This window comes from Microbacterium sp. ISL-59 (assembly GCF_018613945.1).
GTDB classification, from domain to species: Bacteria; Actinomycetota; Actinomycetes; order Actinomycetales; family Microbacteriaceae; genus Microbacterium; species Microbacterium oxydans_B.
In genome coordinates this window covers 280,145-301,301 of record NZ_JAGGPG010000001.1, presented here as the reverse complement: position 1 = coordinate 301,301, position 21,157 = coordinate 280,145, and the positions used below count along the sequence as shown (strand labels likewise).

The window sequence follows — 21,157 nt, the reverse complement described above, 5'->3', positions numbered from 1 at the left end:
AGGAATGGCGGAGAAGTCCTGGTCTCTCGGTCGCGCACTGCGCGGCATGTTCGTCAAGCCCACCATCGATGAGACGACGTGGGAGGACCTCGAGACGGCGCTGATCACAGCTGACTTCGGGCCCGACATCAGCGAGCGCGTCGTCGAGGAGCTGCGGGCCAAGGTCGACAGGTACCGTACGACCGATCCTCGTGACCTCCAGCGCATGCTGCGCGAGACCCTCGAAGAGCACTTCGCGAAGTTCGACACGACGCTCAAGCTCACCGAGCGTCCGGCCGTCGTGCTGGTCGTCGGCGTGAACGGCGTTGGCAAGACGACCACCATCGGCAAGTTCACCAAGTTCCTCCGCGGCTATCAGCGCAGTGTCGTCGTCGGTGCAGCCGACACGTTCCGCGCAGCGGCAGTCGATCAGCTCGCGACCTGGGCGCAGCGCGGGGGAGCGGCGATCGTCCGTCCGCAGCAGGAGGGCCAGGATCCTGCATCCGTCGCCTTCCAGACCGTCGAGTACGCCAAGCGCGAAGGTATCGAGATCGCGATCATCGACACCGCCGGCCGCCTGCACACCAAGGGCGGGCTCATGGATGAGCTCACCAAGGTGCGCCGTGTCATCGAGAAGCAGGCGCCCATCAGCGAGGTGCTGCTGGTCCTCGATGCCACGACGGGCCAGAACGGCGTGATGCAGGCCGAGGCGTTCCTGGAGCACGCGGGCGTCACGGGGCTCGTCCTGACCAAGCTCGACGGTTCCGCGAAGGGCGGGTTCGTGCTTGCGGTGCAAGAGCGCACCGGCATCCCCGTGAAGCTGCTCGGGCAGGGCGAGGGGATCGACGATCTCACCGGATTCACCCCCCATGTGTTCGTCCAGTCGTTGGTCGGTTGATGACGGGACTACCGCAGTGAGCACGAGGCTGGTTTCATAGCGTTATGGCGATCGAACACGACTACTTCGGACTCCTGTCCTCGGGCCCCGACGGCTCGATCTTCTGGTCGGAGACCGTCGAGCTCGGTGACCAGAGCGTCACCGTGGATCTGACTGCTCCGGATCAGGACGACGTGTCCGCGGACGCGCTGGACATCGCAGCGGGTCTCATCGCCGGACTCGAGAACGTCGACGACACCGCCCGCCGGGGCATGCTCGCCGAGGTCGATGACCGCACCAGCGAGGTGACCGAGTACATCCTCCAGCAGCAGGAGGCCTACGGCGACGATCTCCCCGAGGTCCTCGTGGACGTGTCAGGGGATGCGGCCGTGGACATCATCCGCTCGCTGCGCCTGATGAGCATGACCATCCTCGCCGACGAGCACGGCGGCTCAGAGCCCTTCGCCGTCCTCGAGTACGCCCTGGACGACAGCTCATCCGACGACGTCCTCCTCGTGAACCTCGGCTCGGACGGCACCGTGCAGTCGGTGATGAGCGCCGACTGAGCCACCGCCCCGGGATGCACCCGGGACGGCGGTCGATCAGACGGCCTGAGCGAACCCGAGGTCGGCGCTCTCGGCGATGTGCGACAGGTGGTCGGGGATCTCGCGTCCCTTGGACACCATCGACTGGGCCCACAGGCGCCCCGCACGGTACGACGACCGCACCAGAGGACCTGCCAGTACACCGAGGAAGCCGATCCGCTCCGCCTCTTCCTTGAACTCGACGAATTCCGCCGGCTTCACCCATCGCGCAACGGGCAGATGACGAGGTGTGGGGCGTAGGTACTGCGTGATCGTGATGATGTCGCATCCGGCATCGTGCAGATCGTTCAGCGCCTGGACGACCTCTTCCGGCTCCTCTCCCATGCCGAGGATCAGGTTCGACTTCGTGATCAGTCCGGCGTCGCGCGCCTGGGTGAGAACGTTCAGTGAGCGCTCGTAGCGGAACGCGGGACGGATGCGCTTGAAGATGCGGGGGACCGTCTCCACGTTGTGGGCGAACACCTCGGGGCGGGCGTCGAAGATCTGGCCCAGGAAAGCGGGGTCGGCGTTGTGTTCGTTCGCGAGGAGCTCGACCCCCGTGTTCGGGTTGAGCTCATGGATCTTCCGCACGGTCTCCGCGTTGAGCCACGCGCCGGTGTCGGGCAGATCGTCGCGAGCCACGCTCGTCACCGTGGCGTAGCGCAGGTTCATCCGTGCCACGCTCTCGGCGACGCGCCGGGGCTCGTCGGTGTCGTACGCATCGGGCTTTCCCGTGTCGATCTGGCAGAAGTCGCATCGACGGGTGCACTGGGAGCCGCCGATGAGGAACGTCGCCTCGCGATCCTCCCAGCACTCGTAGATGTTCGGACAGCCCGCCTCCTGGCACACCGTGTGCAGGTCCTCGCTCTTGACGAGGGAATGGAGGGCGGTGTACTCCGGGCCCATCTTCGCCTTGGTCTTGATCCACTCCGGCTTGCGCTCGATCGGGGTCTCCGCGTTCCGGATCTCGAGACGGAGGAGCTTGCGGCCATCGGGGGCGGCGGTCATGCGGGGACTCCTGTCAGTTCGGTGCGACCGTATTCGGTGACGAAGGCCTGGGTCACCGCATCGACGAGATCGAGCGGGGAGACGGCGGCGCCGACGACCTCGCTCGCGGTCGTGACGCCGGCGTCTGTGATGCCGCACGGGACGATGTCGCGGAATCCGGCGAGTGTGTTGTCGCAGTTGATCGCGAAGCCGTGCATCGTCACCCCCTGCTGCACCCGCACGCCGATCGCCGCGACCTTGTCCTCGGAGAGCGGGCGCCGCACCCACACTCCGCTTCGACCGTCGACCTGATAGCCCTCGATCCCGAACGGTTTCAGGACTTCGATGAGGAGGCGCTCCAGCCGACGCACATGCGCGACGACGTCGATGGGCTCGATCAGCCGCACGATCGGATACCCCACCAGCTGCCCCGGGCCGTGCCAGGTGATCTTGCCCCCTCGGTCCACATCGATCACCGGGGTGCCGTCTTGCGGACGCTCGTGCGGCTCGGTGCGCTTGCCCGCCGTGTAGACGGCCTCGTGTTCGAGGAGGATCAGCGTGTCAGGGCGGAGGCCCGCGACCACGTCGGCATGGACACGTCTCTGCAGCTCCCACCCTTCGATGTACGACACAGGCGTCGGAGCGAACCCCGGAGTGAGGATCTCGAGCATCACGCTCTCCTTCTCAAGTTAATTGGACTGAGGGCAACAATACTCCTTCTGCGGTTGCCCGGTGCCGGCGCTTCGCGTCGCGGTAGCGTGAGGGCATGAGTTCCACCGGCAGAGCAGGACGCCCGAAGGCGTCTTCGCGAGAGACTCTCGCGGAGGCGGCGTGCGAGCTCTTCCTGGAGCGTGGGTACGACGCGACGTCGGTCGCGGACATCACCCAGCGAGCCGGAGTGAGCAGATCGAGCTTCTTCAACTACTTCACATCGAAGAGCGACGTGCTGTGGTCGGGCATGGACGAGCGCATCGGCGAAGCGATCCGGTCGCTCAGCGGCCTGGCGAGCGGGGCATCCGGAGAGACGGTGCGCCGGATCCTGCTGCTCGTCGTGCACGGTTTCGAACCGGATCCGCTCGCCCTCGCGCTCCGCAACGCCGCGGCAATGGGATTGCAGGATGAGCTCGTGAGGGACACGGGCCTCCGTCTGGCACGGCTTTCCGATGCTGTTGCTGTCGCAGCGCGGAGTGCCGGTATCGACGTCATTCGTGCCGACATCGTCGGAGCGGCCTACGCCGCTGCCGTGCTTTCGGCGCTGCGCGTCTGGGCTGAGCAGGGGGCGGGGCGAGGAACGCCGGAGGCCGTGTTGCACGAGGCGCTCGGCGTGATCAACGACCTCCCCTGGAAAGAATGATCGCCGCGGACGAAACGTCGTGAACCGGACAGGTCATGAGTGAACCCACCCCTGAGGAGGAACTCATGATTCGAGACCAGTTGGACGAGCTGCTGGATGCGTCGGCACCGCCGCCCGCGACGATCCGGTCCGTCGACACGCGTGCGATGCTCGCCGAAGCGAGAACCGTCGCGAGGCCGCGGCGGAGGGGCCGCCGAGCAGCGGTGCTGAGTGGAGCGCTGGGCCTCCTGCTCGTCGGCGGTGCGGGCATCGCGACCGCGTCGTCAGACTGGCTCTGGGGGTCAGGGCTGGAGGATCCCGACCGAAGCTACACGTACACGTCGCCCACCTGGGGAGAATGCGAGATCCGCTACAGCGGTTGGGATACCCACAACCCGGTCACCCAGCTCCAGGTCAACCGGATCATCGACGACTGGTTCGCGAACACGGATGTCGAAGCGGCCGCGGAACCGTATGTGGCGGAGCAGCTCGCCGCCGTCGAGGCTGACCTGGCTGCGTCGGAGGAGACAGCCACGGATCCGCGGTAGCCTGACTTGAACGCGTGGCGAGCGCACGATCAGGCCCTCTCCATGGCGCTGTACGAGGAGCTGAAGGCCAACGGGATAGACACCGGTCGCGGTGACCTGGCAGGCACTGATTCGCACAGCCAGCTCCACTGCGAAGGGGAGGACTGGGGCGGCGAGGGGGGTGCATCGTGACCCGTCACCCGGAGGATGCGTTGCTCCTCGCGGCCTTTGAGGCGAACGCGTCGGATCTACTCGCGTACCTCTCGCGACGAGTCGGCCCCGACGACGCTGCAGATCTCCTGAGCGAGACCATGGTCGTCGCGTGGCGCCGTGTTCGTCGACTGCCTGAGGATTCCGAGTGTGCACGGATGTGGTTGTTCGGCGTTGCACGCGGAACGCTGCTCAATCATTCGCGCGGGGAGCGGCGGCGCTGGGCGCTGGCGGACCGCATTCGTTCTCACGTCTCGCAGGAGCTTTCGACGGCCCCTGCCGACGCGGGCGCAGAGGTACGCGATGCGATCTCGCGTCTCGACCCGGACCTCGCCGAACTCGTCCGCCTGGTGCACTGGGACGGTTTCTCCCTGACCGACGCGGCAGAACTGCTGGGGGTTCCCGCGTCGACGGTGCGGGGGCGCTACCAGAGGGCGAAGGCCGACCTCCGTGCCGCGCTGAGCGTGGAGGCTCCACTCGCGTAGAATCGACAGCACCATGGCTACCTTTGGCACGCTCTCCGATCGACTCACCGAGACCTTCCGCAATCTGCGCACGAAGGGAAAGCTCACTGCTGCCGATGTCGACGGCACAGTGCGCGAGATCCGTCGCGCACTGCTCGACGCCGACGTCGCACTCGTCGTCGTCAAGGAGTTCACCGCGAAGGTGCGCGAACGCGCCCTCGGTGACGAGGTCAACAAGGCGCTGAACCCCGCGCAGCAGGTCGTCCAGATCGTCAACGAGGAACTGGTGCAGATCCTCGGCGGCGAGCAGCGGCGCCTGCAGTTCGCGAAGACCGCACCGACCGTCATCATGCTCGCGGGCCTGCAGGGTTCCGGTAAGACGACCTTCGCGGGCAAGCTCGCGAAGCAGCTCGAGGGGGAGGGCCACACGCCTCTCCTGGTGGCCGCCGACCTCCAGCGCCCGAACGCCGTCAACCAGCTGCAGGTGGTGGCCGAGCAGGCAGGTGCCGCAGTCTACGCGCCCGAGCCCGGCAACGGTGTCGGCGATCCCGTGAAGGTCTCGCGCGAGGGTGTCGAGTACGCGCGTCGTCAGCAGCACGACGTCGTGATCATCGACACGGCGGGCCGACTCGGCGTCGATGCCGAGCTCATGAAGCAGGCCGCCGACATCCGCAAGGCCGTGGACCCCGATGAGGTCCTGTTCGTCATCGACGCGATGATCGGTCAAGATGCGGTGAACACGGCGAAGGCCTTCCAAGAGGGCGTGGACTTCACCGGCGTCGTCCTCTCCAAGCTCGACGGCGACGCCCGCGGTGGTGCGGCGCTGTCGGTGGCCTCGGTCACCGGCCGCCCCATCATCTTCGCCTCGACAGGCGAGCGCCTCGAAGACCTCGAGCCGTTCCACCCCGACCGCATGGCGAGCCGCATCCTCGACCTCGGCGACATCCTGACGCTCATCGAGCAGGCTCAGCAGGCCTTCGACGAGGACGAGGCCATGAAGATGGCCGAGAAGCTCGCCACCGAGGCATTCACCCTCGAAGACTTCCTCGAGCAGCTTCAGCAGATGAAGAAGATGGGCTCGATGAAGAAGATGCTCGGGATGCTTCCGGGCATGGGGCAGATGAAGCAGCAGCTCGAAGACTTCGACGAGCGTGAGATCGACCGCACCGAGGCCATCATCCGCTCGATGACCCCGGGGGAGCGTCGCAACCCCAAGGTCCTCAACGGTTCGCGGCGTCTGCGCATTGCGCGCGGTTCCGGCATGACCGTCACTGACGTGAACCAGCTGGTGCAGCGTTTCGAGCAGGCGGCGAAGATGATGAAGACCGTGGCCCGCGGTGGCACGCCCAACATTCCCGGAATGGGAGCGGTGCCCGGCATGGGGCGGCCCGGCGCATCCTCGAAGCGTGGCAAGAAGGCGAAGTCCTCGGGTGGCTCGCGTTCGGGCAACCCAGCGAAGCGCGCGGCGGAGAACGCCGGAATCACCGCGACCTCGACGCCGACCGGTTCGGGCTTCGGCCTCGGTGGCGGAGCCGGCCAGGCGCCGAGCGAAGCCGAACTCGCCGAGATCCAGAAGCTGTTCGGCAAGGGCTGAACCGCGCTTAGCGCGGAGCGGCCAGGGCGACGGATGACGTCTGCCGCGATCGCCTGGCGTCTGCGGCCGGCGGCCGGGCGACGATCTGTCCGAGGATGAGCGCGCCGATCGTGAGGGTCAGGCCGATCGCCTGGACAACCGTGAAGCGCTCACCCGCGACCAGCACACCCAGGATCGTCGCGACGATGGGGGAGAGCAGTGCGAGTAGGCCCGGCGCGATCACCGGGAGCTGCTGGATGCCGCGGAACCACAGCGTGTACGCGACGATGCCGCCGGCGGTGCCGAGCCACAGGTAGCCGAGCGCGGCACCCCCGTCGATCTCGGCGGGTACGCCTTCGACCGCGAGTGTGAGCGGGAGGAGCAGCAGGCCTCCCGCCGACAGCTGCCATCCGGCGTACGCGACGGGACCGACTCGGTCAGGCCGTCCCCAGCGTTTGGTGAGGATCATCCCCGCTCCGGTGGCGGTGACGCCTCCGACCGCAGCCAGCACACCCCAGAAGTCGAGTTCCGCGGCCGGCCCCAGGACGACGAGCGCCACGCCGCCGGCTCCGATGACTGCCGCCGCTGCGGTGAGGGGTCTGATCCTCTCCTGCAGGACGAGGGCGCCGAGTATCAGCACGATGAGCGGTTGAGCTCCCGCAACAGCAGCGGCGACTCCGCCGGGAAGCCGCTCGGCCGCCAGGAACAGGAGGGGGAAGAAGGCGCCGATGTTGAGCGCGCCGAGCACGAAGGACTTCCACCACCACGACCCGTGGGGCAGTCGTCGGCTGATGAGCACGGCTAGCAGCCCGGCCGGGAGGGCGCGAAGCAGGCCGGCGAAGAGTGGATGGCCCGGCGGAAGCAGCTCGGTGGTGACGAGGTACGTCGTTCCCCAGGCGATGGGGGCGAGTGCGGTCAGCAGCACGAGCGTCAGGCGGTTCATGGTTCCAGCGTGCTCCCCGCGCTGACATGAGTCCAACGCATGTTTGTCACGTTATCCATGAAGTGTCATCATGAACGAATGGAACTCCAGCAGCTCCGATACGTCGTCGAGGTAGCGGAGACCTCCAGCTTCACTCGGGCCGCCGAACGCTGCTTCGTCACGCAATCGGCGTTGAGCCATCAGATCGCCGCTCTCGAGCGCGAACTCGGTCAGCGCCTCTTCGTGAGGTCGAGCCGCAGCGTCCGACTGAGCGAGGCGGGGGAGGCGTTCCTCGGACATGCACGGACCGCGCTCCGGGCGGCGGAGCAGGCGCGGGAGGGAGCAGCCGCGGCGGTGGGGGTGGTGACCGGCACGCTCCGGATCGGCGTCATCCCGACGGTGACCGCCGTCGACATCCCCGCGGTGCTCGTCGCGTACCGCGCCGCGCATCCGCTCGCGCGAGTCGAGCTGCAGGTGGGGAACAGCGACGTGCTGATTACCCGCCTGCGTCGCGGCGACCTCGATGTCGCCCTTCTCGGTCTCCGCGAAGGGACTCAGCCGCTGGGTGTGGCTTCGCGCGTCCTGTCGCGGGACCGGCTGGTGGCAGCGCTCCCTCGTGGGCACGAGCTGTCCGAGACCGGTGTGGTGACACTGCACGACCTCGCCGGTGCGACGTTCGCTGACTTTCCGGCGGGCACCTCGGGGCGCGCACAGAGTGATGCCGCCTTCGCCTCCGCAGAACTGTCGCGGGATGTCGCCTTCGAGGCGGACTCCGCCACCCTCCTCCTCGGTCTGGTCGCAGCCGGCCTGGCGGTGACTCTGCTCGCGCCGGGGACGATCGAACGCTCTGCGGCGGATGTCGCGACCGCCGAGGTCCGCGACGGTCCCGTACGCGTCGAGCACCTGGCATGGGATCTCGCGGCACCGCGGAACGTGGCGAGGGCCTTCCTCGCCGTCATCGATGACGTCGTCCCCGCGGGCGCGAAAACGGGCCCGGAGGAGAACTCCGGGCCCGCTTCCCTGTGACGTCAGATCACTTCACGTCTTCGTCGACCCAGTCCATCGACTTCGTGACGGCCTTGCGCCAGAGGCGCAGCTGACGGTCACGCTCCGCGTCCTCCATCGAGGGCTCCCAGCGCTTGTCCTCCTGCCAGTTCGCGGATAGGTCGTCCAGGCCGTTCCAGAATCCGACGGCGAGACCAGCCGCGTATGCCGCGCCGAGTGCGGTGGTCTCGGCGACCACCGGACGCACGACCGGAACGCCGAGCACATCGGCCTGGAACTGCATGAGCGCGTCGTTCGCGACCATGCCACCATCGACCTTGAGCTCGGTCAGGTCCACACCAGCGTCCGCGTTGACCGCATCCAGCACGTCGCGGGTCTGGAAGGCCACGGCCTCCAGCGCGGCGCGCGCGATGTGGTTCTTGTTCGCGTAGCGGGTGAGGCCCACGATCGCGCCACGGGCGTCCGAGCGCCAGTACGGCGCGAACAGACCCGAGAACGCCGGGACGATGTACACGCCGCCGTTGTCCTCGACCTGCTCGGCCAGCTTCTCGACCTCGGGGGCCGAGGAGATGATGCCGAGCTGGTCACGCAGCCACTGGATGAGGGACCCGGTGACGGCGATGGAGCCCTCCAGCGCGTAATGCGTCGGTCCGTCGCCGAGCTTGTAACCCACAGTGGTGAGCAGCCCGTTCTTCGAGTGGACGATCTCCTCGCCCGTGTTGAAGATCAGGAAGCAACCCGTTCCGTAGGTGTTCTTGCTCTCGCCGGTCTGGAACGCGGCCTGCCCGAACGTCGCCGCCTGCTGGTCGCCCAGGATGCCGGCGATCGGCGTCTCGCGCAGCAGCGACGAGCTCTCGGCGGTGCCGTAAACCTCGGACGAGGAGCGGATCTCCGGCATCATCGAGCGCGGCACGCCGAACGCCTCGAGGATGTCGTCGCGCCACTCGAGCGTCTCGAGGTCCATGAACATCGTGCGGGAGGCATTCGTGACATCCGTGACGTGCACGCCGCCATCGGCTCCACCGGTGAGGTTCCAGAGGACCCAGCTGTCGGTGGTGCCGAAGATCAGGTCGCCCGCCTCCGCCTTCTCGCGCGCACCCTCGACGTTCTCGAGGATCCAGGCGATCTTGGTGCCGGAGAAGTACGTCGCCAACGGGAGGCCGACGACCGGCTTGAACCGCTCGACGCCGCCGTCAGCCGCCAGGCGGTCGACGATGTCCTGCGTGCGGGTGTCCTGCCAGACGATCGCGTTGTAGGCCGGCTTCCCGGTCTTCTTGTCCCACACGACGGCGGTCTCGCGCTGGTTCGTGATGCCGACTGCCGCGATGTCGTGACGCGTCAGGTCGGCGCGGCCGAGGGCCAGCCCGATGACCTCCTGCACGTTGCGCCAGATCTCGGCGGCGTCGTGCTCGACCCAACCGGCCTTCGGGAGGATCTGTTCGTGCTCCTTCTGTCCGGTCGCGACGATGCTGCCCTTCTTGTCGAAGATGATCGCGCGGCTCGACGTCGTTCCCTGGTCGATGGCGATGATGTAGTCAGCCACTTGTGCTCTCCTTTGAATTCAGTGCGATGGGATGTGCGTCAGCCGGCGAGGCCGAGCAGCACGGGTGCGGCGAGGGCGGCGATCACACCACCGATGAGGGGCCCGACGACGGGTACCCACGAGTAGGACCAGTCGCTGGCGCCCTTGCCCTTGATCGGCAGGATCGCGTGAGCGATGCGCGGACCGAGGTCACGGGCGGGGTTGATCGCGTAGCCGGTCGGACCACCGAGCGACGCGCCGATTCCGACCACGAGCAGCGCCACCGGCAGCGCGGTGAGCGGCCCGAGGCCTCCAGGCACGCCGACCTCGATGTCGCCGTAGTCGGCGAACGCGAAGATGCCGAACACGAGCACGAAGGTGCCGATGATCTCGGTGACGAGGTTCCACCCGTACGAGCGGATGGCGGGGCCGGTCGAGAAGACGCCGAGCTTGTTGGCGGCCTCCGGCTCCTCATCGAAGTGCTGCTTGTAGGCGAGCCAGACGACGATCGCACCGAGGATGGCGCCGACGAGTTCCGCCGCCGTGGCGGTGAGGAACATCACGACGCTGATCTTGCCGGCGACCATGAGGCCGATGCCGACTGCGGGGTTGAGGATCGCACCGGAGTACGCGGAGACGAGCACACCGGCGAAGACCGCGAGGCCCCATCCCCAGTTGACCATCAGGAAGCCGCCGCCGAAGCCCTTGTTCTTCGCAAGGGCCACGTTGGCGACCACACCACAACCGAGGAGGACCAGCATCGCTGTACCGACCAACTCCGAGAGGAAGTAGAGACCGAGATTCACATCAGCCATGTCTTCTTTGACCTTTCTTGTGTGTCGAGGCCCCTCTGCCCCGACACTTTATGGGGTTGCACCGCGAGGAGGGCGGCAGTCCGAAGTCCTGTCAGCCGCGGGTGCGGGAGCGGATATCGAGTCCGTGTCGTTCGTTCAGCAATTGGCGGGTCTGGTCGAGTTCGGCGTCGTGGCGCGCGCGGTCCCAGCCGAGCATCGGAGCGAGCGCGTCGGCGATCTCATCGAGCACCTCGGCGTTCGCGTTCCCGATGAAGGCGATGCTGGTGCGGCGGAGCACGATGTCCTCGAGGCGCGCCACCATCTCGTTCTGCACCATCCACTCGAGTTCCCGCGTGGAGAGGTCGCCGCCCGCGAGGGGAGAATCCGGTCCCTGCTCGACATACGCCCACACATCGGCTGCGCGGGTTCCATAACGCGCGAGCAGCTGGTCGGCACGTGCTCCGGCACCGGGCAGGTTCTCCTGGACCCAGATGCGGCGTGCCTTCTCGGTGCGCGGGAATTCTCGGCCGCCACCGATTGCCCGTCCTGCGGTGGAGACGGTCCTGGTGCGATCGATCAGGCCCAGCACGACGTCGGAGAGCGATTCGCCGAGCGCACGGAACGTCGTCCACTTGCCGCCGACGAGGCTGACGAGGGGAACGGCGCCCTTCTCGTCGACCTCGATGCGGTAGTCACGGGAGACGAATCCGGGGGCGGTGTCCTCGTGGCGCGGCAGCGGTCGGATTCCGGAGAACTTGTAGACGATCTGATCGCGGGCGACCGGAATCGTCGGGAAGACGTGGTGGATCAGTTCGAAGAAGTAGTCGACCTCTTCCTCGGTGCACACCGGGACCTCGCGCGGGTCGGCGTCGATGTCGGTGGTGCCGACGAGCACTCGCCCCTTGAGCGGGTAGATGAGAACGATGCGGCCGTCGGAATGCTCGAAGAAGATCTCCCTGCCCTGCGTCGCCTCCAGCAGTTCGGGGTGGTCGAGCACGATGTGCGAGCCCTTGGTTCCGCCCATGAACCGGGTGTCCTCGCCGAGCGCATCGTTCGTGAGGTCCGTCCAGGGGCCGGACGCGTTGACCACGACATCGGCGTGAACGCGGAAGTCGGTGCCGCTCTCGCGATCGCGGAGGACCACCTCATCGCCCTCGCGCGCGATCGCCTCGACGTAGTTGAGCGCGTGTGCTTCGGGGTGTGCTGCGCGACCGTCCTGGAGCACGTCGAGCGCGAGACGCTCGGGGTCGTGCATCGACGCGTCGTAGTAGGTCGCCGTGTACTTGATGTTCGGGTCGAGCGACGGCAGTTCGGCGAGCGACTTCTTCCGACCGAGGAAGCGGTGTCGGGGCACCATTCCGCCGTCACGCGAGAACGTGTCGTAGATCGTCAGGCCGACCTTGATCAGGAACGCGCCGCGTTCCTGGGGCTTGCCGCTCTTGTGCGTCAGGAATCGGAGGGGAGCGGACAGGATGCCGGAGAAGGTGGAGTAGATCGGGATGGTCGTCTGCAGCGGCTTCACGTAGTGAGGGGCGATCTTGAGCAGTCCGTTGCGCTCCTCGACGGACTCGCGCACGAGCCGGAATTCGCCGTTCTCGAGATAGCGGATCCCGCCGTGGATCATGTGGCTCGATGCTGCGGATGCGCCCGATGCGAAGTCGCCGCGCTCGACGAGCACGACATCGACACCTTGGAGCGCCAGGTCGCGGAACGTGGAGATGCCGTTGATCCCGCCACCGATGACGAGCACCTTGGTGCGTCCGGATTCGCGGACGGCGCGAACCTCTGCGCGCTCCGCTGACGAGTGTGTGGAATCGATCATCGTCGACCCTCTCTTCCTTACTTGCCAACCAGCATCGACCTGTGTGGCATCCCGCGCAAGCCCACTGCACATATGTGCAAGGATCGAGGGTGAGGAGGTCACGATGGCCGGTCAGAGCGCGGAAACCCGCGATAGCAAGCTGATCGCGGCGCTCACGGCCGCGCAGCTCTACTACATGCAGGACAAGACGATGGAGGTGATCGCGCAGGAGCTCGGTACCTCCCGCTCCTCGGTCTCACGCCTCTTGAGCTTCGCGCGGGAGAGCGGCCTCGTCGACATCCGCATCAACTCGCCGCTGGAGCGGCTCGGCATGCTCGAACAGCGCATCCGCGACCGGCACCGCGTGGCCGCACACGTTGTTCCCATGCCCGAGATCCTCAGCGAGGTGGAACGTCTCGAGCGCGTCGCGCTCACGGCCGGCCGCCTGCTGTCCCAGTTCGTCGACTCCAACATGATCATCGGTGTGGCCTGGGGATCGACGATCAGTGCGGTGAGCCGCGGCCTCACGCAGAAGGAGACGCACAACACGACCTTCGTCCAGCTCAACGGGGCCGGCAACACCCAGACCACAGGCGTGGAGTACTCCAGCGACATCCTGCAGCGGTTCGGCAGCGCCTTCGGTGCGCAGGTGCAGCAGTTCCCCGTGCCCGCGTTCTTCGACGATCCCGCCACCCGTGAGGCGATGTGGCGCGAGCGCAGCACCCGCCGAGTGCTCGATCTGCAGGCGAAGATGGACGTCGCGGTCTTCAGCCTGGGGTCTCCGGCTGCTGAGGTTCCGAGTCGCGTGTACGTCGGCGGATATCTCGGACGCGACGACTACCGCAGCCTGCGCGAGGACCACGCGATCGGCGACGTCGCCACGGTGTTCTTCCGATCCGACGGATCCTGGCGGGATATCCGCGTGAACGCCCGGGCGACCGGACCGGGACTCGACCGCCTGCGCCGCGTTCCTCGTCGGATATGCGTCGTGTCGGGCGTCCCGAAGCTGGTCAGCCTCCGGGCCGCCCTCTCCGCAGGGCTCATCACCGACGTCGTCCTGGATGAAGGACTCGCCCGGCGTCTCGTCGAGGACTGAGTCGACCGCCGACAGAGGTCGTGGCTACGCGCCTTCTGTCGACGCCTCGGGTCCGGAGCGGAACTCGCGGATGAGGTGCTGCACGACGGCGGTGAGATCTCCGGCGGTGGCATTCGCGATCACGAGCTGACGCTCGTAACTGGCCCCGTTCTCGAGAGTGACGGCGTTGTTGCCGAACTCCCGGACGCAGCCGAGCTCCACGGCCACGGGTGCGAGCTCTTCCAGGACTTCGGCGAGGTGTTCACGCACGGGACGCTGCGTTCCGGCGGCATCGACGATGACGCGTGCGTCGAGTCCGTACCGCGCCGCGCGCCATTTGTTCTCCCGGTGGAACCACGCAGGGAGCTCGGGAAGGGTCCGTCCTTCGTCGAGCTGACGGGAGAAGTGCTCGACGAGCACCTGAACGAGCGCCGCGACCGACGCGAGCTCCGGCAGCGTCGACAGGCCGTCGCAGGCTCGCACCTCGATGGTTCCCCATCGCGGAGCGGGACGGATGTCCCAGCGCACCTCCGTGGCGTCCGCCATCACGCCGGTGCGGACCATGTCGTCGAGATACGACTCGTATTGTGCCCAGTCGCGTAGCGGCCAGGGGAGTCCGGCCGTCGGCAGCTGTTGGAACACCAGGGCGCGGTTCGAGGCGTAGCCGGTGCGCTCACCCGCCCAGAACGGACTCGACGCCGACAGCGCCTGCAGATGGGGGAGGTATGCCGAGAGCGCGTTGATGATGGGGAAGACCTTGCGCTGGTCCTCCACGCCGATGTGCACGTGGATTCCCCAGATCATCATGTTGCGACCCCACCACTGAGTGCGCTCGATCAGGGTGTGATACCGCGACTTGTCGGTGACCTCCTGATCGAACCACTGCGCGAACGGGTGGCTGCCGGCCGACAGCAGTTCGATGCCCGCCGGGTCGGTCGCGGTGCGCACGGCGGTGATGGCGTTCGCGATGTCGTCGACGGCGTGCGCGACGGAATCGCCGATCCCGCTCGTGACTTCGATCGTGTTCGTGAGCAGCTCACCTGTGACGGTATGGCGCTCACCCTCGCTCTCGGCTTCGAGCGCCGCGAGCAGTTCCGGGGCGCGTCCGACGAGGTCACCGCTCACGGGGTCCGCGAGCATGATCTCCCATTCGAGGCCGACGGTGGATCGGGCGGAAGAGGCGAACTCGAGCTTCACCCGCACAGTCTGACATGCGGGCGACACGACACGACAACGGCCGTTTCGCCACGTTTCGCGCCGGGCGCGAGGATCTGGCAGAATAGAGGGTCGGACGACCTGCTCGACCCTCTATCCAGCAGGTGTCCACACTCATTTGAGCTTCCGCCGGGTGTGCACCCCACTCTCCAGGCGATCAGTTCGTTTCCTTCCACACAATTCAGGAGAATCGTGGCTGTCAAGATTCGTCTCAAGCGCCTGGGCAAGATCCGTGCGCCGTACTACCGCATCGTCGTCGCCGACTCGAAGACCAAGCGCGATGGTCGCGTGATCGAGGAGATCGGCAAGTACCACCCCACCGAGGAGCCCTCGTTCATCGAGGTCGACTCCGAGCGTGCGCAGTACTGGCTCTCCGTCGGCGCACAGCCGACCGAGCAGGTCGCCGCCATCCTCAAGATCACGGGCGACTGGGGCAAGTTCAAGGGCGACGCCGACGCGAAGTCCACCCTCAAGGTGAAGGAGCCCAAGGCTCCCTTCGAGATCGACGCATCCAAGAAGTCCGTCGTCAAGCCCAAGGTCGAGAAGAAGGTGGAGGTCCCCGCTGAGGAGGCTCCCGCCGCGGCCGACGCGGAAGCCGCTCAGGCTCCCGCCGCCGACGCAGAGTAATCCGCCGTGCTCGCCGCCGCGCTCGAACACATCGTCAAGGGGATCGTCGATCACCCGGAGGATGTCCGTATCAATGAATCCACATCGCCGCGAGGCGATCTCCTCGAGGTGCGCGTGCACCCCGATGACCGTGGACGCGTGATCGGGCGCGGCGGCCGCACAGCCAAGGCCCTTCGCACCCTCGTCAGCGCGCTCGCTGACGGGCGTCGGGTCCGCGTCGATGTCGCGGACGACTGACGTGGTGCCGAAGGACCGTAACCAGGGCAAGAATCAGCTGCGCGTCGGGCGCCTCGTGAAGGCGCACGGCCTCAAAGGCGGGCTCAAGCTCGAGCTGTACACCGACAATCCGGCTGGTCGTTTCACCCCCGGTGCCGGTTTCACGGTGCAGGTGCCCGAGGCATCGCCGTGGCACGGCAAGGACATCACCGTTCGCGAATACCGCTTGATGAACGGGAATCCGGTCGTCTTCTTCGAAGATGTCGATGATCGAGAAGCCGCCGAGAGTCTCGTCAAGGCGATCCTCTGGATCGATCAGGACGTCGATGAGGTCGAGGACGACGCCTGGTTCGATCACCAGCTCGTGGGGCTCGACGTCGTTCGCGATGATGCGGTCGTCGGCCGGGTCATCCGTGTCGAGCACTTCCCGGCGCAGGATCTGCTCATCGTGAAGTCCGCCGACACCGAGGTGATGGTGCCCTTCGTGGCCGCCATCGTCCCCACCGTCGACGTCGCGGCCGGTCGTCTGATCGTGACGCCGCCGCCCGGACTCTTCGAGGACCTCCCCGACGCCGGGGACGCCGAGCAGCCGTCGGGCGCGGACGCCGAAGCCTCTGAGTGACCGCTGATACGGTTCCCCCGTGCGCATCGACGTCCTCTCCATCTTCCCGTCCTACTTCGACGGTCTGACACTCTCCCTCCTCGGGAAGGCGCAGCACGCCGGCATCATCGACCTTCGCGTGCACGACCTCCGTGCCTGGACGTCCGATCGTCACAACACGGTCGACGACACCCCCTACGGTGGTGGCGCCGGCATGGTGATGAAGCCGGAGCCGTGGGGACTCGCTCTCGATGAGGTCACCGCTCGTTCGGAAACGGCGGCGGATGCCGAGCGGCCGACCATCATCTTCCCTTCGCCCGCAGGCGAGGTCTTCACGCAGAAGACCGCACGGTCGCTGGCGACCCGCGAGCACCTCGTCTTCGGCTGCGGGCGTTACGAGGGCATCGATGAACGCGTCTTCGAGTACGCCGCCGACCTCGGCGAGGTGCGCCTCATCAGCCTCGGGGACTACGTCCTCAACGGGGGCGAGGTCGCCACGATGGCGATGATCGAGGCGATCGGGAGGCTCATCCCCGGTGTCGTCGGCAACCCGGAGAGTCTTGTCGAGGAGTCGCATGAGGACGGTCTCCTGGAGTACCCGTCGTACACGAAGCCCGCTTCGTGGCGCGAGCGGTCGGTCCCGGACATCCTGCTGAGCGGCAACCACGGGGCGATCGCCGCCTGGCGCCGCGAGCAGCAGTTCGAGCGCACCAGGAAGCGCCGCCCTGATCTCCTCCAGGACGACGAGATCTCGCAGCCCTGACCGAGATCGACGCCGGACCGCGATGTCAGAGCATGCGCTCTGACCGGCCATCGATCTCGAAGACCACGCCGTGCGGGTGTCTCAGGCCGAGGGCGTTCGACGCATCGAGTCCTCGTAGCTGCGCACGCAGCATCCGGCCGATCATCTCGTGGCTCACGAGCAGCGGCGTCCCCTCGGAAGCCCATCCGCAGCTGCTGAGGGCCTTTCGCGCTCGCGACCTGGCCTGCGCATAGCTCTCACCGCCGGGGAATGCCCACCCGTAGCGATTGGCGGCGCGCTCCTCTCTGGCCGTCGGATACGCCGCGTCGATCTCGTCCCAGGTCATGCCCGCCAGCGTGCCGTGATCGAGATCGGCGAGTTCCGGCACCTCGATCACCTCGGCTCCGAGCCGGTCGGCGATGACCACGGCGGTCTGCATCGCTCTGCCGAGTGGGCTGGAGCACACCGTGAGCACGCCGGCGCCACCGAGGCGGTCGGCGATCGCATGGGCTTGGGCGATGCCTTCGTCGGTGAGGGGAGAGTCGAGCTGGCCCTGCAAGCGGTGTTCGATGTTCCACACGGTCTGCCCATGCCGAGCGAGGAGGAGACGCTCCGGCACGTGGCGGTCCTGCGGAATCATGGACTCAGGATGGCATACGCCCTCGCGTTTCGGCTCCTGGTGCCGGTCAGTCCACGCCGAGGAAGGACCGGTCGGTCAGGATGATGGGCCCGTCTTCGGTGATCGCGATGGTGTGCTCCGAGTGGGCGCCACGGGAACCGTCAGCGCTGCGCAGAGTCCATCCGTCCGGATCGGTGACCAGCTCATCGGTCGTCGCGAGAAGCCAGGGCTCGAGTGCGAGGACCAAGCCGGCTCTCAGGGGAAAGCCTCGGCCGGCGCGCCCGTCGTTCGGGACGTGCGGGTCGCCGTGCATCGTGCGTCCCACCCCGTGCCCGCCGAAGTCGGTGTTGATCGAGTAGCCCTCGCCGTGCGCGACGGCGGCGACCGCCGCAGAGATGTCGCCGATGCGGTTTCCGACCGTCGCGGAGTCGATCGCGGCGGTCAAGGCGCGTTCGGTGGTGTCGATGAGTCGAAGATCTTCTTCACGAGCCGCGCCGACCACGAACGACACCGCCGAGTCGGCGACCCAGCCGTCGACCGATACCGCGAAGTCGAGGGTCACGAGGTCGCCGTCACGCAGTGTGTAGTCATGGGGGAGACCGTGCAGCACGGCGTCGTTGACGGAGGTGCAGATCACCTTGCCGAACGGACTCGCTCCGAACGAGGGGTGATAGTCGATGTAGCAGGACTCTGCCCCGGCCTTGCGGATCATGTCATGTGCGCGGCGATCGATCGAGAGGAGATTTGTCCCGACCTTCGTCTCGTCACGCAGGGTCGCCAGCGTCTCGGCCACGAATCGTCCTGCGGCGCGCATCTCATCGATCTCGGCAGGGGTGCGCAGTTCGATCATCGGGTTTCCTCTCGTCGTCTCCATTCTCCCTGATCCGGCGCGGCCGGTTCTCCGACCGCTCTCAGCGAACACCGGGCCACTGGGGCGGGCGTCGTCGTACGATCTGAGCATGTGGTTGCGACAGGCCTTCTTCCGCTGGCTCCTCCCGGCGGCGTTCCTCCTGCCGCTCTGGCTGCTGATCGGCTGGGGGGTCTTCCAGGGCGGCTGGTCCATCCTCTGGGTGCTGCTCATCGCGATGCCGTCCGTCTTCGTCGGGCAGCTCGTTCTCACGCTCCTGACGCGCTCGCGCCCGTCCGTTCGCATCGAGCGGGCCCTGTCGTGGTGGGACGTCGCCGGTTTCACGATCTGGAACGGGCTCACCATCGCCGTCGGCTTCTTCATCGACGGGGCTTTCCCGTGGTTGCTGACCGGCGCGATCGTCGCCGGCATCGCCCTGATCTGGTTGCAGCTGTGGCAGCTGTGGAACGAGGCGAAGGGGAGCGGGACTCGACTGCGCGAGACCATCACCTGGTCCACGATCCCGACCGTCGACGAACCGGCTCCTCCGACACGAGCACACGAGATCATCGTGGTGCGGGAGACCGACGGTCGCGACTGAGGCCATCGTTTTGGCCGGTCGCGGCATCCATGGCAGAATGGGTGTTTGTGCTGTGACCGGCTCTGCCACAGGGGAGCCCGCGGACGTTCACCGTTCCGTACAGCTCACTCCCTTCTTGTTCCTTTGAAAACATGCATGCGACCTGTGGCGGGTGCAGAGAGAGATGATCATGCAGATCCTCGACGCCGTCGACGCGGCTTCCCTTCGTTCGGACATCCCGGACTTCTTCCCCGGTGACACCGTCAAGGTTCACGTCAACATCACCGAGGGCACCCGCTCTCGTATCCAGGTCTTCCAGGGCGTCGTCATCGGCCGTCAGGGCGACAGCGTGCGCGAGACCTTCACGGTCCGCAAGATCAGCTTCCAGGTGGGCGTCGAGCGTACCTTCCCGGTGCACTCCCCGGTGATCGACCACATCGAGGTCGTCACCCGCGGTGACGTGCGTCGCGCCAAGCTCTACTACCTCCGCCAGCTCCGTGGCAAGAAGGCGAAGATCAAGGAGAAGCGCGACCGCTGAGTCGCAGGTTCTCCACAGCACCCCAGGACACGATGTCCTGGGGTGCTGTGTTCTGTCCCCGGTGTGCGAACCTATATCTGGTCGCGCCAGAGCGGTGTATGACTTGAGAAGGAACCTGATGACTGATTCGCCGGCCGCGCGCACTTCCAGACGACGCGGTTTCCTGGTCTTCCTTCGTGACGTGCTGGTGATCATCGTGATCGCCGCCCTCGTGTCCTTCGTTGTCAAGAGCTTCGTCGTGAGGTCTTTCTACATCCCGTCGGCGTCGATGGAGCGAACGCTTCTGGTGAAGGATCGGATCCTCGTCGATGAGCTCACCCCTCGGTGGACCGACTATGAGCGCGGCGACGTGGTCGTCTTCAAAGATCCGGGCGGCTGGCTCGACCCGCAGCCGCAGACCCCCGCCCAACCCCCGCTCGTGCAGGCGGTCGATTGGGTGCTGAACTTCGTGGGTATCTCCGCGACGGACGCGCAGGATCACCTCGTGAAGCGCGTGATCGGGTTGCCCGGCGATCATGTCGTGTGCTGCAACGCCCTCGGCCAGATCACTATCAACGGGGCCCCGATCGACGAACTCAGCTACCTGAATCTCCCCGAGGGCGACACCGCTGCCTCGAACGAGCCGTTCGACGTCGTCGTTCCCGAGGACTCGGTCTGGCTGCTGGGCGACAACCGCGATCGTTCGCGTGACGCGCGCGCACATCAGGACCTCCCCAGCGGCGGATTCGTCCCCATGGAGAACATCGTCGGAAAGGCCTTCCTGACGACGTGGCCGCTCGATCGGTTGGGTCCCATCGATGGGCATCACGACACGTTCAACGGAGTTCCGGACGCCGAATGACCGTGATCACCCCCAAGCTGACCCTGGAACGCAAACTCCTGGGGGAGTGCGGCGTGATCATCGCGCTCGATGAGGTGGGCCGAGGAGCACTTGCCGGCCCCGTCGCCGTCGGCGCGGCGATGATGGATGCTGCAGGCGCGCGACGACGAGTGCCGGAAGGTCTGCGTGACTCCAAGCTCGTGACGGAGAAGCGTCGTCCCGACGTCGCGGCACGCGCCGCGGCGTGGGTGCAGGCCTCCGCCGTCGGCTGGGCGAGTGCCGAGGAAGTCGACCAGGTCGGCATCATGCGTGCCCTCGGGCTCGCCGCATCGCGCGCTGTGACGGCGATCGCCGCCCAGGGGGCTGTGATGGACGAGGCGCTCATTCTGCTCGACGGGAACCACGACTACGTCTCACGAGTGCATTCGTCGCCGTTGCGCGTGAGACCCGTCATCAAGGCCGACCGCGACTGCGCCTCCGTGTCTGCAGCCTCCGTGATCGCGAAGGTCGCCCGCGACGCGTACATGGCCGAACTCCACGACAGCCATCCTGCATATCAGTGGAACCGCAACAAGGGCTACGCGAGCCCCGAACACCGCGATGCCATCCGGAGCAACGGACTTTCTCCATTCCACCGTGCATCGTGGGCCATCACCGACGCCCCCACCCTGTTCTGATACAGACCTGCACCAGCCGGCG

25 protein-coding genes are annotated in these 21,157 nt (G+C 66.8%); 16 read left to right on the top strand and 9 right to left on the bottom strand.

Features of this window, described 5'->3' with window-relative positions; translation table 11 throughout:
• The first annotated feature begins 4 nt into the window (after window positions 1-4).
• Complete coding sequence (gene ftsY / locus J7E45_RS01500) at window positions 5-877, top strand: signal recognition particle-docking protein FtsY (protein WP_091036058.1); 873 nt, start codon at window positions 5-7, stop codon at window positions 875-877.
• 44 nt (window positions 878-921) lie between these two features.
• Window positions 922-1,422 carry a DUF2004 domain-containing protein gene (locus J7E45_RS01495; protein ID WP_029263525.1) on the top strand — a complete coding sequence of 167 codons (501 nt, stop codon included), beginning with the start codon at window positions 922-924 and terminating at the stop codon, window positions 1,420-1,422.
• Between the two features lie 36 nt (window positions 1,423-1,458).
• Here J7E45_RS01495 and lipA read toward each other — a convergent pair whose 3' ends face one another.
• Window positions 1,459-2,448 carry a lipoyl synthase gene (gene lipA, locus J7E45_RS01490; protein ID WP_091036062.1) on the bottom strand — a complete coding sequence of 330 codons (990 nt, stop codon included), beginning with the start codon at window positions 2,446-2,448 and terminating at the stop codon, window positions 1,459-1,461.
• On the bottom strand, window positions 2,445-3,098 hold the full coding sequence (gene lipB, locus J7E45_RS01485) for a lipoyl(octanoyl) transferase LipB (protein WP_215066645.1): 654 nt from the start codon (window positions 3,096-3,098) through the stop codon (window positions 2,445-2,447). Before lipB ends, lipA begins: the two co-directional genes overlap by 4 nt.
• A 95-nt stretch (window positions 3,099-3,193) precedes the next feature.
• On the opposite strand from lipB, the gene J7E45_RS01480 reads away from it, so the two are divergent.
• The 4 genes from J7E45_RS01480 to ffh all read left to right on the top strand — a co-directional run bounded on the left by J7E45_RS01480 (window position 3,194) and on the right by ffh (window position 6,555).
• Window positions 3,194-3,781, top strand: coding sequence for a TetR/AcrR family transcriptional regulator (locus J7E45_RS01480; RefSeq protein ID WP_215066643.1), 588 nt, complete (start codon window positions 3,194-3,196; stop codon window positions 3,779-3,781).
• 65 nt (window positions 3,782-3,846) lie between these two features.
• Complete coding sequence (locus tag J7E45_RS01475; RefSeq protein ID WP_215066641.1) at window positions 3,847-4,308, top strand: hypothetical protein; 462 nt, start codon at window positions 3,847-3,849, stop codon at window positions 4,306-4,308.
• Window positions 4,309-4,475: 167 nt separating this feature from the next.
• Window positions 4,476-4,982, top strand: a complete 507-nt coding sequence (locus J7E45_RS01470; RefSeq protein ID WP_091036075.1) for an RNA polymerase sigma factor — start codon at window positions 4,476-4,478, stop codon at window positions 4,980-4,982.
• 13 nt (window positions 4,983-4,995) lie between these two features.
• Window positions 4,996-6,555, top strand: a complete 1,560-nt coding sequence (gene ffh / locus J7E45_RS01465; RefSeq protein ID WP_091036078.1) for a signal recognition particle protein — start codon at window positions 4,996-4,998, stop codon at window positions 6,553-6,555.
• Between the two features lie 7 nt (window positions 6,556-6,562).
• Here ffh and J7E45_RS01460 read toward each other — a convergent pair whose 3' ends face one another.
• Entirely contained in the window at window positions 6,563-7,477 is a 915-nt protein-coding gene (locus tag J7E45_RS01460) for an EamA family transporter (RefSeq protein ID WP_167633420.1), read from the bottom strand.
• 78 nt (window positions 7,478-7,555) lie between these two features.
• Here J7E45_RS01460 and J7E45_RS01455 point away from each other — a divergent pair, with 78 nt between their 5' ends.
• Window positions 7,556-8,482 (top strand): LysR substrate-binding domain-containing protein, encoded by a 927-nt coding sequence (locus tag J7E45_RS01455; protein WP_091036082.1) that lies wholly within the window; start codon window positions 7,556-7,558, stop codon window positions 8,480-8,482.
• Between the two features lie 7 nt (window positions 8,483-8,489).
• Here J7E45_RS01455 and glpK read toward each other — a convergent pair whose 3' ends face one another.
• The 3 genes from glpK to J7E45_RS01440 form a co-directional block, all read right to left on the bottom strand.
• On the bottom strand, window positions 8,490-10,004 hold the full coding sequence (glpK, locus tag J7E45_RS01450; RefSeq protein ID WP_091036084.1) for a glycerol kinase GlpK: 1,515 nt from the start codon (window positions 10,002-10,004) through the stop codon (window positions 8,490-8,492).
• Window positions 10,005-10,042: 38 nt separating this feature from the next.
• On the bottom strand, window positions 10,043-10,798 hold the full coding sequence (locus J7E45_RS01445; protein ID WP_091036087.1) for an MIP/aquaporin family protein: 756 nt from the start codon (window positions 10,796-10,798) through the stop codon (window positions 10,043-10,045).
• Window positions 10,799-10,889: 91 nt separating this feature from the next.
• On the bottom strand, window positions 10,890-12,599 hold the full coding sequence (locus tag J7E45_RS01440; RefSeq protein WP_215066639.1) for a glycerol-3-phosphate dehydrogenase/oxidase: 1,710 nt from the start codon (window positions 12,597-12,599) through the stop codon (window positions 10,890-10,892).
• 103 nt (window positions 12,600-12,702) lie between these two features.
• On the opposite strand from J7E45_RS01440, the gene J7E45_RS01435 reads away from it, so the two are divergent.
• The gene (locus J7E45_RS01435) at window positions 12,703-13,674 is read left to right on the top strand and encodes a sugar-binding transcriptional regulator (RefSeq protein ID WP_029263513.1); all 972 of its coding nucleotides are present in this window, start codon (window positions 12,703-12,705) and stop codon (window positions 13,672-13,674) included.
• A gap of 24 nt (window positions 13,675-13,698) precedes the next feature.
• Here J7E45_RS01435 and J7E45_RS01430 read toward each other — a convergent pair whose 3' ends face one another.
• Window positions 13,699-14,850, bottom strand: coding sequence for a glutamate--cysteine ligase (locus J7E45_RS01430; protein WP_167633422.1), 1,152 nt, complete (start codon window positions 14,848-14,850; stop codon window positions 13,699-13,701).
• Between the two features lie 210 nt (window positions 14,851-15,060).
• On the opposite strand from J7E45_RS01430, the gene rpsP reads away from it, so the two are divergent.
• From rpsP to trmD, 4 genes are read left to right on the top strand one after another with little or no spacing between them, the layout of a single operon-like run.
• On the top strand, window positions 15,061-15,495 hold the full coding sequence (gene rpsP, locus J7E45_RS01425; RefSeq protein WP_215066637.1) for a 30S ribosomal protein S16: 435 nt from the start codon (window positions 15,061-15,063) through the stop codon (window positions 15,493-15,495).
• Between the two features lie 6 nt (window positions 15,496-15,501).
• Entirely contained in the window at window positions 15,502-15,732 is a 231-nt protein-coding gene (locus J7E45_RS01420; protein WP_017830729.1) for an RNA-binding protein, read from the top strand.
• The gene (gene rimM / locus J7E45_RS01415; protein WP_091036099.1) at window positions 15,716-16,333 is read left to right on the top strand and encodes a ribosome maturation factor RimM; all 618 of its coding nucleotides are present in this window, start codon (window positions 15,716-15,718) and stop codon (window positions 16,331-16,333) included. Before J7E45_RS01420 ends, rimM begins: the two co-directional genes overlap by 17 nt.
• A 19-nt stretch (window positions 16,334-16,352) precedes the next feature.
• Entirely contained in the window at window positions 16,353-17,075 is a 723-nt protein-coding gene (trmD, locus tag J7E45_RS01410) for a tRNA (guanosine(37)-N1)-methyltransferase TrmD (RefSeq protein WP_215066634.1), read from the top strand.
• A 25-nt stretch (window positions 17,076-17,100) separates the two neighbouring features.
• On the opposite strand, the gene J7E45_RS01405 is transcribed toward trmD, so the two are convergent.
• Entirely contained in the window at window positions 17,101-17,694 is a 594-nt protein-coding gene (locus tag J7E45_RS01405; RefSeq protein WP_251053342.1) for a histidine phosphatase family protein, read from the bottom strand.
• 46 nt (window positions 17,695-17,740) lie between these two features.
• The gene (gene map / locus J7E45_RS01400; protein WP_215066633.1) at window positions 17,741-18,523 is read right to left on the bottom strand and encodes a type I methionyl aminopeptidase; all 783 of its coding nucleotides are present in this window, start codon (window positions 18,521-18,523) and stop codon (window positions 17,741-17,743) included.
• Window positions 18,524-18,632: 109 nt separating this feature from the next.
• On the opposite strand from map, the gene J7E45_RS01395 reads away from it, so the two are divergent.
• From J7E45_RS01395 to J7E45_RS01380, 4 genes are all read left to right on the top strand, one after another.
• Window positions 18,633-19,121 (top strand): MFS transporter permease, encoded by a 489-nt coding sequence (locus tag J7E45_RS01395; protein ID WP_215066632.1) that lies wholly within the window; start codon window positions 18,633-18,635, stop codon window positions 19,119-19,121.
• A gap of 169 nt (window positions 19,122-19,290) precedes the next feature.
• Window positions 19,291-19,638 (top strand): 50S ribosomal protein L19, encoded by a 348-nt coding sequence (rplS, locus tag J7E45_RS01390; RefSeq protein ID WP_091037582.1) that lies wholly within the window; start codon window positions 19,291-19,293, stop codon window positions 19,636-19,638.
• A 118-nt stretch (window positions 19,639-19,756) separates the two neighbouring features.
• Window positions 19,757-20,479 carry a signal peptidase I gene (lepB, locus tag J7E45_RS01385; RefSeq protein WP_091036107.1) on the top strand — a complete coding sequence of 241 codons (723 nt, stop codon included), beginning with the start codon at window positions 19,757-19,759 and terminating at the stop codon, window positions 20,477-20,479.
• Complete coding sequence (locus J7E45_RS01380) at window positions 20,476-21,135, top strand: ribonuclease HII (RefSeq protein WP_215066631.1); 660 nt, start codon at window positions 20,476-20,478, stop codon at window positions 21,133-21,135. Before lepB ends, J7E45_RS01380 begins: the two co-directional genes overlap by 4 nt.
• Window positions 21,136-21,157: the final 22 nt, after the last annotated feature.

Coding starts and splice junctions, on each gene's coding strand:
- ftsY (WP_091036058.1), top strand. CDS start 5: ATGGCGGAGAAGTCCTGGTCTCTCGGTCGCGCACTGCGCGGCATGTTC.
- J7E45_RS01495 (WP_029263525.1), top strand. CDS start 922: ATGGCGATCGAACACGACTACTTCGGACTCCTGTCCTCGGGCCCCGAC.
- lipA (WP_091036062.1), bottom strand. CDS start 2,448: ATGACCGCCGCCCCCGATGGCCGCAAGCTCCTCCGTCTCGAGATCCGG.
- lipB (WP_215066645.1), bottom strand. CDS start 3,098: ATGCTCGAGATCCTCACTCCGGGGTTCGCTCCGACGCCTGTGTCGTAC.
- J7E45_RS01480 (WP_215066643.1), top strand. CDS start 3,194: ATGAGTTCCACCGGCAGAGCAGGACGCCCGAAGGCGTCTTCGCGAGAG.
- J7E45_RS01475 (WP_215066641.1), top strand. CDS start 3,847: ATGATTCGAGACCAGTTGGACGAGCTGCTGGATGCGTCGGCACCGCCG.
- ffh (WP_091036078.1), top strand. CDS start 4,996: ATGGCTACCTTTGGCACGCTCTCCGATCGACTCACCGAGACCTTCCGC.
- J7E45_RS01460 (WP_167633420.1), bottom strand. CDS start 7,477: ATGAACCGCCTGACGCTCGTGCTGCTGACCGCACTCGCCCCCATCGCC.
- J7E45_RS01455 (WP_091036082.1), top strand. CDS start 7,556: ATGGAACTCCAGCAGCTCCGATACGTCGTCGAGGTAGCGGAGACCTCC.
- J7E45_RS01445 (WP_091036087.1), bottom strand. CDS start 10,798: ATGGCTGATGTGAATCTCGGTCTCTACTTCCTCTCGGAGTTGGTCGGT.
- J7E45_RS01440 (WP_215066639.1), bottom strand. CDS start 12,599: ATGATCGATTCCACACACTCGTCAGCGGAGCGCGCAGAGGTTCGCGCC.
- J7E45_RS01435 (WP_029263513.1), top strand. CDS start 12,703: ATGGCCGGTCAGAGCGCGGAAACCCGCGATAGCAAGCTGATCGCGGCG.
- rimM (WP_091036099.1), top strand. CDS start 15,716: ATGTCGCGGACGACTGACGTGGTGCCGAAGGACCGTAACCAGGGCAAG.
- J7E45_RS01405 (WP_251053342.1), bottom strand. CDS start 17,694: ATGATTCCGCAGGACCGCCACGTGCCGGAGCGTCTCCTCCTCGCTCGG.
- map (WP_215066633.1), bottom strand. CDS start 18,523: ATGATCGAACTGCGCACCCCTGCCGAGATCGATGAGATGCGCGCCGCA.
- J7E45_RS01395 (WP_215066632.1), top strand. CDS start 18,633: ATGTGGTTGCGACAGGCCTTCTTCCGCTGGCTCCTCCCGGCGGCGTTC.
- rplS (WP_091037582.1), top strand. CDS start 19,291: ATGCAGATCCTCGACGCCGTCGACGCGGCTTCCCTTCGTTCGGACATC.
- lepB (WP_091036107.1), top strand. CDS start 19,757: ATGACTGATTCGCCGGCCGCGCGCACTTCCAGACGACGCGGTTTCCTG.
- J7E45_RS01380 (WP_215066631.1), top strand. CDS start 20,476: ATGACCGTGATCACCCCCAAGCTGACCCTGGAACGCAAACTCCTGGGG.